This window comes from Candidatus Dormiibacterota bacterium, from assembly GCA_035532835.1.
Taxonomy (GTDB): Bacteria; Vulcanimicrobiota; Vulcanimicrobiia; order Vulcanimicrobiales; family Vulcanimicrobiaceae; genus DAHUXY01.
Genome location: DATKQG010000065.1, coordinates 1 through 5,138, shown reverse-complemented (window position 1 = coordinate 5,138; position 5,138 = coordinate 1). Strand labels below are relative to the sequence as shown.

Below are 5,138 nucleotides of genomic sequence, written 5' to 3'. Positions count from 1 at the left end.
CTGGCCCGGAGGGCCATTTCCAAACTTCGTTTTGTCGAAAAAATGCTCGAGCTGAAAAATTCATGGATGAAATTTTTGGGCGTCTCCCGATCCACCCTATGCCGAAGCCCGCTGCTAGCCGAGCCCGCCGGCGCTACGCCTCGACGCGTTCCTCGATGGAAACGTTGTAGAGGAATAGGAACTTGCCCCATTCGTCGGGCAGCGTGTTGCGCTTAATTTGAATCCACGGGATGTATTTCGGTTGGCGAGGCTTGCGGCGCAGCGCCATGTTTGCTTCGTCCGGCGTGCGATTGTTTTTGCGGTTGTTGCAACGCATGCACGCGCACACGAGGTTCTCCCACGTCGACGGGCCGCCGCGACTCTTCGGGACGATGTGATCGACGGTCATCAACCGTTCTCCGCGAATCCCGCAATATTGGCACAGATGATCGTCGCGCAGCAGGACGTTTTTCTTCGTTAGAGCCACGCGCTGCATCGGTCGCCGAATGTAATAGAGCATCCTGATGATCGAGGGCATACGCATTTCGTAGCTCGTCGATGCGAGGATGCGTTCTCGATTGTGGACGATCTCGGCTTTGCCGGAGAACAGCAACTTCACCGCGCGCTGAAAACTCGTGATATTCAGCGCTTCATAGGTGAAGTTCAAAACGAGCACCTCGCTCACGATCGTGGGCCTCCCTCAAAGGTCGCGCGAGTGGGTGGGGGCGTGAAAGCGCGAAAGCGAGGCATTTAGGCGCCTCGCTTCCGTACAAAGATCAACCGTGTTTCCGTGAGCATCTGGGTTAACGCTAACCGTTCTTCGGAGCGTAACCTCTCTTTGACGCGTTCGAACGCGCTCGAAGCGACGTCGATCGCGATCTCCGCAGAGGGCAGATCGGGTTCTCGACCGTCGTTATCGGCAAGGTATGCATGAGCTGCGAGCGCGAGCGTGGTGATCACCTCGCCGAGCAGCGGCTCGACGGGCGGTATCTCGCCTTGAAATCCGGTCGCTTCCGCGCCCCGGGAGGCCGCTTGCGAACTCATCTCCCCGGGATTTATGCGGCCGAGGTAGCCATCCCTACTTCACCGAGCATCTCTAAGAAGTAGCGGTGCACGCGCGAATCGTCGGTGAGTTCGGGATGAAACGAGGTCGCGAGAACGTGGCCCGCTCGCACCATCACGCCGTGTCCTTCGTGCGTGGCCAGCACTTCAACGCCCGCCCCCACCCGCTCGATCCAGGGTGCCCGAATGAAGATCGCGGGAAACGGTTGCTCTCCGAGGACGGGTATCGAGAGCGGAATCTCGGCCGATTCGTTTTGGCGGCCGAAGGCATTGCGACGAACCGTGATGTCGATTAACCGCAAGGTCGGCTGCTCGAGGTCCGCGACGTCGTTGGCCGCCACGATCATTCCCATACACGTACCCCACAGCGGCATGCCGGCGCGAACCCGTGCGACGATCGCGTCGTCCAATCCGAATCGCGAAAGTAACTTCATCACGGTCGTCGATTCACCGCCGGGGATGACCAAGCCGTCGACCCGATCGAGCTCGGCCTGCGTTTTAACCGCCAAGGTGCGGGCGCCGGCGCGGCCGAGCGCCGCCATATGCTCCTGGACGTCACCCTGCAGCGCGAGCACGCCGACGAGTGCCGGCATCGATCTAGTTTCCGCGCCCGGCCATCAGTTCGGATTCCGGCAGTTTACGGATATCCAAGCCGGGCATCGCATCCGAGGTTCCCAGCGACCGGCACGCAGCTGCGACCACGCTTGCATCGGTGTAGTGCGTCGTCGCATCGACGATCGCACGAGCGAACTTCTTGGGATCGTTGGATTTGAAGATTCCGCTGCCGACGAAAATGCCTTCGGCTCCGAGTTGCATCATCAGTGCGGCATCGGCAGGCGTCGAAACTCCGCCCGCGCAGAAGAGCACGACCGGAAGCTTTCCGGTGCGGGCGACTTCTGCGACCAATTCGAGCGGCGCACCGATATCGCGCGCCCGAGCGACCAATTCTTCTTTGGGGGACACGGTCAGCATCGCGATGGCATCTTTGATCGCGCGAATGTGGCGAACGGCCTCCACGATGTTTCCGCTGCCCGCCTCGCCCTTGCTGCGAATCATGGCCGCGCCTTCCGCAATGCGGCGAAGCGCCTCGCCCAAATCTCGAGCTCCGCACACGAACGGCGTCGTATAGGCTTGCTTGTCGCAGTGATACAGATCGTCGGCCGGGGTGAGCACCTCGGATTCGTCGATGTAATCGACGCCGATGGATTGCAAGACTTGCGCCTCGGCGAAATGGCCGATGCGCACCTTGGCCATTACCGGGATCGTTACGGCATCCATGATCCCCTGAATCAGCTCCAGCGAACTCATGCGCGCGACGCCGCCCATGGCGCGAATATCCGAGGGGATCCGCTCGAGCGCCATTACGGCCACCGCGCCGGCCTCCTGGGCGATCAGCGCTTGTTCGGGGGTCACGACGTCCATGATGACGCCGCCCTTGAGCATCTGCGCGAGCCCGCGCTTAACGGTGGTGGTACCGGTCTGCTGTTCCATATCCCTATCCTAGCAGCCTAATCCAATAAGTACATTAGTGACAATCATGGCGAAGGAGTCGGCGTCGGCGAGGCTGCTGCCGACGGCGAGGGCGTCGGGGTCTGGCCGGTGGGCGTTCCGGTCGGGATCGGCGTTTGCCGCCAAATCGGGATATTTGGATTCAAGGTCGGTCCCGGGCGGGGAGAAGGCGTCGGGCTCGGAGCCGGAGGGCGCGTCGGTAACGGCACGGGCGGGATCCGCGGATCGGGGAAACCCGGGTCGGAAGCCGCGGAAAGGGTCGACGACCGCTTCCAATCCGGGCCGTACGGCGCGCTGGTCTGGTCCGGCGCCGGGGTAATTCGAATCTGCGTGAGGTCCGGGTGGTCCGATGCCTGGCCGAGCACCTGCTCGCCCATGTGCTCGCCAAGGGCAATAGCGATGAGCAGCACGATGATACCAGCCGCGAGGACGAGGGTCGGTAGCCGTTTTGATGGTTCGAGCATGATGGGCTAGGCCATCATTCGGCGCCAAAGCCCCGCAGACTCCTCCGGGGCTCCGGTCGTGATGTGGAGGCCGCTCGCGAGCTCGAATCCGGCAAAGGTGCTCTCGCGCGGAACCAGATCGGCGTGCCAATGGGACGCCCCCGGCGGACCGTTTGGATCCCCTTCGAAGAAGAGGTTGAACGCCAATCCGTCCAAGCCGCGGACCGCCCGCCGCGCCAGGGCCGTGAAATCATCCAGTTCGGCGTCGCTCGCCTCGGAGAACGACGCCGCGCAGCGCAGCGGGATGAACCGCAGGAGCGAAGGGTAGCGCGACCTCGACGGAACGTAGGCGGCGATAAGGCCCAGGGTCTCGACGGAGCGACCTTCGGAGGGCGCTTGCCGCGCATCCTCGCACCACACGCAGCCGGCGCTGCGCTCCCAATGCGCTAAAGCGCGAGCCCGCAGCCGTTCCCAACGCGGGATCGGGCGAGCCAGCGTGATCAGCTGCGTGTGCGGGTGACGAATGGTCGCTCCGGCAAACTCGCCGCTGTTTTTGAAGAGTACGGGCATCGCATTCGAATAACGCCCGAGTGCCGCGCGCAGGCGCTCCCGCCACAGTCCCACGCCGGCGCGGGTCAGCTCGTCATCGTGCGCCGCGGAATCGACGATCAGTTCGTGGTCGCCGTCGGGAGGCGTGACGGCCGGATATTTATTGAGGAACGCGCGCGCCAACCAGGCACCGCTCCCATCCACGATCGACGCAATCTCTTGCGGCGTCTGCGATTCGGCGCCGGGACAAAAAGGGCAATCGACGTTATCCCATTGCCGAAATTCGTTCGGGCGCCGCCCGCGGGCGCGAGATTGCAACGCGATATCGCCGCTGATCGGATCTTCCACGATCTGCGTTTCGCGGCGTTCAGGCACGCGAAACGAGCTTCGACGCGTCGAAGTGCCCGGCGCGGAACCGCCTTTCCGTGCCGTCTTCGGACGGTCCGACTTCGCGCAGTTCCCCGGGCGCCATATCGATTCGCACCGTGTGACCGCGAAACTCCACTACGACGTTTCGCGCGGCATCGAGCATGTTGCAGACAAAGATGCGCACCGCTCCGCTTTCATTCTCGAACGCGATCGCGCCGACTTCAACCGGCGAGAGCGTCACTTCGTCGCTGACGTCGCGGCCGGCGAAGACGCATCGGAAGGGATCTTCAGCCGAGAGCTCCGGGACGTCGGCGTAGATCGTTTCGTTCAGCAGGTCGATGACGTAACTGCACAGGCGCCCGCCCCAATGCACTCGCGCCGCCGCCATCCACGACCAACCCTCGGGACGCATCGGGGCGAGATGGGGACGCCCGCTGGTGCGGTACCCGTCGAGTCCGCCGATCGTCTCGGCAACCGCCCACAAGTATTTCGCGCTGGTCCACGGCGATAGATACATCCCGCGATTGCTGAGCGACCCGCCGTCGAACCACTCGCCGAACTCACCCGGCACCGTGTTGCGCGAGCTGCCGGCTTCCATCGCCTCGTAGATGATATCCAGAAAGTGCACGGCGCGATCGACCATGCCGTTTCGCGCCAACGCAACCGCGTACCATAGCGTTAAATCCGGCCACACCCCGCCCAACAAGCCGAACCCATGCGAGGGAAAATACCACGAATCAGCCGTTGAAATCGTGCGCAATCCAACCGGCGTAATAAAATCGCTCTCGTGCAGCCGTTCGAGAATGACGCGCCGCTGTGCGGCGTCCGCAACGCCGAAAAGAACCGGGAAGACTTCGTCCGAGGTGAAGCTATCCTGGTAATTCTTATCTTGATCGTAGTTCAGTACGAACGCTCCCGTATCGTCGTTGAACAAATGATCCATCATCGCTTCGCGTAACGTCTGCGCCTCTTGCGAGTAGCGATCCCAGTGCTCGGAATCGTCCGCAGCGGCGCACATCATGGCCGCCGCCTCCAACGCGAAGACGCCCTCCGCGTTGATTTCGGTAACCGCCCCGTCGAGGGTATAGTAAGGAATGATGTTGCGCCACGACGAGATGCCGAACATGTCCACGCCCTTGGCTCGGCAGAATAACAAGCCCCGGTCGTCTCGTTGCGTGAGCATGTAGTCGGTGATTTTGATAACTAAACCGATGCGGTCCCTGACCC

Annotated in this window: 7 protein-coding genes; all 7 read right to left on the bottom strand. The window is 62.4% G+C overall.

Annotated elements, in window-relative coordinates:
- Positions 1 to 133: 133 nt before the first annotated feature.
- Positions 134 to 664, bottom strand: a complete 531-nt coding sequence (locus VMW12_08505) for an HNH endonuclease (protein ID HUZ49764.1) — start codon at positions 662 to 664, stop codon at positions 134 to 136.
- Between the two features lie 65 nt (positions 665 to 729).
- Positions 730 to 1,023: a hypothetical protein gene (locus tag VMW12_08500; GenBank protein HUZ49763.1), complete on the bottom strand. Its 294-nt coding sequence runs from the start codon at positions 1,021 to 1,023 to the stop codon at positions 730 to 732.
- Between the two features lie 11 nt (positions 1,024 to 1,034).
- Positions 1,035 to 1,634, bottom strand: a complete 600-nt coding sequence (gene pdxT, locus VMW12_08495; GenBank protein HUZ49762.1) for a pyridoxal 5'-phosphate synthase glutaminase subunit PdxT — start codon at positions 1,632 to 1,634, stop codon at positions 1,035 to 1,037.
- A 4-nt stretch (positions 1,635 to 1,638) separates the two neighbouring features.
- The gene (pdxS, locus tag VMW12_08490; GenBank protein ID HUZ49761.1) at positions 1,639 to 2,532 is read right to left on the bottom strand and encodes a pyridoxal 5'-phosphate synthase lyase subunit PdxS; all 894 of its coding nucleotides are present in this window, start codon (positions 2,530 to 2,532) and stop codon (positions 1,639 to 1,641) included.
- Between the two features lie 44 nt (positions 2,533 to 2,576).
- Positions 2,577 to 3,014, bottom strand: a complete 438-nt coding sequence (locus VMW12_08485) for a hypothetical protein (GenBank protein HUZ49760.1) — start codon at positions 3,012 to 3,014, stop codon at positions 2,577 to 2,579.
- 6 nt (positions 3,015 to 3,020) lie between these two features.
- Positions 3,021 to 3,917, bottom strand: coding sequence for a DUF4931 domain-containing protein (locus VMW12_08480; protein ID HUZ49759.1), 897 nt, complete (start codon positions 3,915 to 3,917; stop codon positions 3,021 to 3,023).
- Positions 3,910 to 5,138 (bottom strand): amylo-alpha-1,6-glucosidase (locus VMW12_08475; GenBank protein ID HUZ49758.1); only part of this gene is annotated, 1,229 nt, incomplete at its 5' end. The genes VMW12_08475 and VMW12_08480, both read right to left, overlap by 8 nt.